The sequence below is a fragment of the Thauera terpenica 58Eu genome (assembly GCF_000443165.1).
Taxonomy (GTDB): domain Bacteria; phylum Pseudomonadota; class Gammaproteobacteria; order Burkholderiales; family Rhodocyclaceae; genus Thauera; species Thauera terpenica.
The window spans coordinates 1-5,288 of the sequence record NZ_ATJV01000095.1 but is presented as its reverse complement, the minus strand read 5'-3'; the positions used below and the strand labels follow the sequence as shown (position 1 = coordinate 5,288).

General features: G+C 54.1%; 2 tRNA genes and 3 rRNA genes. All 5 read right to left on the bottom strand.

The features are described 5' to 3' along the window. Positions 1-31: 31 nt before the first annotated feature. Positions 32-145: ribosomal RNA gene (gene rrf, locus M622_RS36945) — 5S ribosomal RNA — on the bottom strand. Between the two features lie 128 nt (positions 146-273). Next, positions 274-3,158 (bottom strand): 23S ribosomal RNA (locus M622_RS36940). A 294-nt stretch (positions 3,159-3,452) separates the two neighbouring features. Beyond that, a tRNA-Ala gene (locus M622_RS36935) sits at positions 3,453-3,528 on the bottom strand. Positions 3,529-3,576: 48 nt separating this feature from the next. Then, a tRNA-Ile gene (locus tag M622_RS36930) sits at positions 3,577-3,653 on the bottom strand. 85 nt (positions 3,654-3,738) lie between these two features. Beyond that, positions 3,739-5,276: ribosomal RNA gene (locus M622_RS36925) — 16S ribosomal RNA — on the bottom strand. The 16S, 23S and 5S rRNA genes sit together here with 2 tRNA genes alongside, the layout of an rRNA operon. Between the last annotated feature and the right edge of the window lie 12 nt (positions 5,277-5,288).

The following is a 5,288-nucleotide window of genomic DNA, read 5'->3' as shown; positions in this document are numbered from 1 at the left end:
TTTTTGCACAAGGGGGTTTTTCATATAATTAGTCTGACGATGACCTACTTTCACGAGGGCGGACCTCACTATCATCGGCGCGTTTGTGTTTCACGGTCCTGTTCGGGATGGGAAGGGGTGGTACCACAAAGCTATGGTCGTCAGACTTTGACTGTTATCCAGTGCATTTGAGTCACTGGATATTGGAAGAAGTGTGTGTTGTGTGATTGGGTGCGTTGTTGCACCGTGCCATTTTTGGGCACTGCGACGAGTATCGCTTTTACATAAGGTTATAGGATCAAGCCACACGGGCAATTAGTATCGGTTAGCTTAACGTGTTGCCACGCTTCCACACCCGACCTATCAACGTTGTGGTCTTCAACGACCCTTCAGGGGGCTCGAGGCCCCGGGGAAGTCTCATCTTGAGGCGAGTTTCCCGCTTAGATGCTTTCAGCGGTTATCTCTTCCGCACATAGCTACCCGGCGATGCGACTGGCGTCACAACCGGTACACCAGGGGTGCGTTCACTCCGGTCCTCTCGTACTAGGAGCAAGCCCTCTCAAACTTCCAGCGCCCACGGCAGATAGGGACCAAACTGTCTCACGACGTTTTAAACCCAGCTCACGTACCACTTTAAATGGCGAACAGCCATACCCTTGGGACCGGCTACAGCCCCAGGATGTGATGAGCCGACATCGAGGTGCCAAACTCCGCCGTCGATGTGAACTCTTGGGCGGAATCAGCCTGTTATCCCCAGAGTACCTTTTATCCGTTGAGCGATGGCCCTTCCATACAGAACCACCGGATCACTATGACCTGCTTTCGCACCTGCTCGACTTGTGGGTCTCGCAGTCAAGCCACCTTTTGCCATTGCACTATCAGTACGATGTCCGACCGTACCTAGGTGACCTTCGTACTCCTCCGTTACGCTTTAGGAGGAGACCGCCCCAGTCAAACTGCCCACCATGCACGGTCCCCGATCTGGATTCACAGACCTGGGTTAGAACCTCGACGACACCAGGGTGGTATTTCAAGGTTGGCTCCACCCGAACTAGCGTCCTGGTTTCATAGCCTCCCACCTATCCTACACAAATCCCGTCAAAGTCCAATGCAAAGCTACAGTAAAGGTTCATGGGGTCTTTCCGTCTAGCCGCGGGTAGATTGCATCTTCACAAACATTTCAACTTCGCTGAGTCTCAGGAGGAGACAGTGTGGCCATCGTTACGCCATTCGTGCAGGTCGGAACTTACCCGACAAGGAATTTCGCTACCTTAGGACCGTTATAGTTACGGCCGCCGTTTACCGGGGCTTCGATCAAGAGCTTGCACCCCATCACTTAACCTTCCGGCACCGGGCAGGCGTCACACCGTATACGTCCACTTTCGTGTTTGCACAGTGCTGTGTTTTTAATAAACAGTCGCAGCCACCGATTCTCTGCGGCCCCTTCGCCCTTCGGATGTACTCCTACAAGCTAACGGGGCATACCTTCTCCCGAAGTTACGGTATCAATTTGCCGAGTTCCTTCTCCTGAGTTCTCTCAAGCGCCTTGGTATTCTCTACCAGCCCACCTGTGTCGGTTTGCGGTACGGTCACTCTATGACTGAAGCTTAGAGGCTTTTCCTGGAAGCAGGGTATCAGTTGCTTCGGGCCCGAGGGCCCTCGTTATCATGCCTCAGCTAAGCCGCGCGGATTTGCCTACGCAGCACGCCTACACACTTGAACCACCTATTCCAACAGATGGCCAACCTAACCTTCTCCGTCCCCCCATCGCATCATAGAGCGGTACAGGAATATTGACCTGTTTCCCATCGACTACGCATTTCTGCCTCGCCTTAGGGGCCGACTCACCCTGCGCCGATGAACGTTGCGCAGGAAACCTTGGGCTTACGGCGAGGGTGCTTTTCACACCCTTTATCGCTACTCATGTCAGCATTCGCACTTCCGATACCTCCAGCATCCCTCTCGAGACACCTTCGCAGGCTTACGGAACGCTCCCCTACCACGTGTCAAAGACACATCCGCAGCTTCGGTTCATGGCTTGAGCCCCGTTACATCTTCCGCGCAGGACGACTCGACTAGTGAGCTATTACGCTTTCTTTAAAGGATGGCTGCTTCTAAGCCAACCTCCTAGCTGTCTATGCCTTCCCACTTCGTTTCCCACTTAGCCATGTATTTGGGACCTTAGCTGGCGGTCTGGGTTGTTTCCCTCTTGACAACGGACGTTAGCACCCGCTGTCTGTCTGCCGTATATCACTTTGCGGTATTCGGAGTTTGCTATCGCGGGGTAGATCGCAATGACCCCCCCAACGATTACAGTGCTCTACCCCCGCAAGTGTCCGTACGACGCACTACCTAAATAGTTTTCGGGGAGAACCAGCTATTTCCGGATTTGTTTAGCCTTTCACCCCTATCCACAGCTCATCCCCTAACTTTTCAACGTTAGTGGGTTCGGACCTCCAGTACCTGTTACGGCACCTTCATCCTGGCCATGGATAGATCATCCGGTTTCGGGTCTACGCCCAGCAACTCTGACGCCCTTATCAGACTCGCTTTCGCTACGCCTCCCCTATTCGGTTAAGCTCGCTACTGAACGTAAGTCGCTGACCCATTATACAAAAGGTACGCAGTCACCCCTTACGAGGCTCCCACTGTTTGTATGCATGCGGTTTCAGGATCTATTTCACTCCCCTCCCGGGGTTCTTTTCGCCTTTCCCTCACGGTACTGGTTCACTATCGGTCGATCACGAGTATTTAGCCTTGGAGGATGGTCCCCCCATCTTCAGACAGGATTTCTCGTGTCCCGCCCTACTTGTCGCACGCTCAGACCCGCCACCGGCTATTCGCATACGGGACTATCACCCTGTATCGTCGGACTTTCCAGACCGTTTTGCTTAGCTGATGGTTTAGTCGTGCAGGCTGTTCCGTGTTCGCTCGCCACTACTTACGGAATCTCGGTTGATTTCTTTTCCTGCGGCTACTTAGATGTTTCAGTTCGCCGCGTTCGCCTCCTCAGACCTATGTATTGAGTCTGGGATACCCCTTGCGGGGTGGGTTTCCCCATTCGGACATCGTGGGATCAATGCTCTATTGCCAGCTCCCCCACGCTTTTCGCAGGCTTACACGTCCTTCATCGCCTGTGATCGCCAAGGCATCCACCACATGCACTTAGTCGCTTGATCCTATAACCTTAGATCCTTGCGCAGCGTTGCCGCTACCAAAGACCCTGTCATAGGCGAACTCGTTTGTGCGATCCAGGCCCTGCGCTGACAAGCTCAGCTCCTGGATCAATGCAATCACACAACTTGCAGTACGCACCGGCTCGGTACGTACTACACTTCTTCCAGATTTTTAAAGAGCAAACGCCTGCGAACGACATCACGACAATGTCGATCGAGAAGTCAGCAATGAAGACGCGCCCTGCAGGGCATCATCATGACTTACTTCTCGCCTGTACCGCACTGTGCTACCTGCAGTGGTGGAGCTGGTCGGGATCGAACCGACGACCTACGGCTTGCAAAGCCGCCGCTCTCCCAGCTGAGCTACAGCCCCTTTTTTTCGTGTCCTGTCTCGAGCTTCCCAAACAAACCAAAAAAATTTTGGTGGGTCTGGTTGGATTCGAACCAACGACCCCCGCCTTATCAAGACGGTGCTCTAACCAACTGAGCTACAGACCCTCTCTTCGGGGGCGAACGAGGCGCTTTCTTTGCCTGAACAATCGATAAGTTGTGGACACTTGGCCGGCTGCGGCCTGTTCTCTTGAAAGGAGGTGATCCAGCCGCACCTTCCGATACGGCTACCTTGTTACGACTTCACCCCAGTCATGAATCTCACCGTGGTAAGCGCCCTCCCGAAGGTTAAGCTACCTACTTCTGGTGAAACCCACTCCCATGGTGTGACGGGCGGTGTGTACAAGACCCGGGAACGTATTCACCGCAGCATGCTGATCTGCGATTACTAGCGATTCCGACTTCACGTAGTCGAGTTGCAGACTACGATCCGGACTACGATCGGCTTTGTGGGATTGGCTCCACCTCGCGGCTTGGCAACCCTCTGTACCGACCATTGTATGACGTGTGAAGCCCTACCCATAAGGGCCATGAGGACTTGACGTCATCCCCACCTTCCTCCGGTTTGTCACCGGCAGTCTCATTAGAGTGCCCAACTAAATGATGGCAACTAATGACAAGGGTTGCGCTCGTTGCGGGACTTAACCCAACATCTCACGACACGAGCTGACGACAGCCATGCAGCACCTGTGTTCTGGCTCCCGAAGGCACCCTCGGCTCTCACCAAGGTTCCAGACATGTCAAGGGTAGGTAAGGTTTTTCGCGTTGCATCGAATTAATCCACATCATCCACCGCTTGTGCGGGTCCCCGTCAATTCCTTTGAGTTTTAACCTTGCGGCCGTACTCCCCAGGCGGTCAACTTCACGCGTTAGCTGCGTCACTCAGTGCATTGCTGCTCCGAACGACTAGTTGACATCGTTTAGGGCGTGGACTACCAGGGTATCTAATCCTGTTTGCTCCCCACGCTTTCGTGCATGAGCGTCAGTACAGGCCCAGGGGGTTGCCTTCGCCATCGGTGTTCCTCCGCATATCTACGCATTTCACTGCTACACGCGGAATTCCACCCCCCTCTGCCGTACTCTAGCCTTGCAGTCACAAACGCAGTTCCCAGGTTAAGCCCGGGGATTTCACATCTGTCTTACAAAACCGCCTGCGCACCCTTTACGCCCAGTAATTCCGATTAACGCTCGCACCCTACGTATTACCGCGGCTGCTGGCACGTAGTTAGCCGGTGCTTCTTCTTCCGGTACCGTCATCCACACCCTATGTTAGAGAGTGCGTTTTCTTCCCGGCTGAAAGAGCTTTACAACCCGAAGGCCTTCTTCACTCACGCGGCATGGCTGGATCAGGGTTGCCCCCATTGTCCAAAATTCCCCACTGCTGCCTCCCGTAGGAGTCTGGGCCGTGTCTCAGTCCCAGTGTGGCGGATCATCCTCTCAGACCCGCTACAGATCGTCGCCTTGGTGAGCCTTTACCTCACCAACAAGCTAATCTGACATCGGCCGCTCCAATTGCGCGAGGTTCCGAAGAATCCCCCGCTTTCCCCCTCAGGGCGTATGCGGTATTAGCCACGCTTTCGCGTAGTTATCCCCCACAAATGGGCACGTTCCGATGCATTACTCACCCGTTCGCCACTCGCCACCAGGCCGAAGCCCGTGCTGCCGTTCGACTTGCATGTGTAAAGCATGCCGCCAGCGTTCAATCTGAGCCAGGATCAAACTCTTAAGTTTAATCCAGCAAAG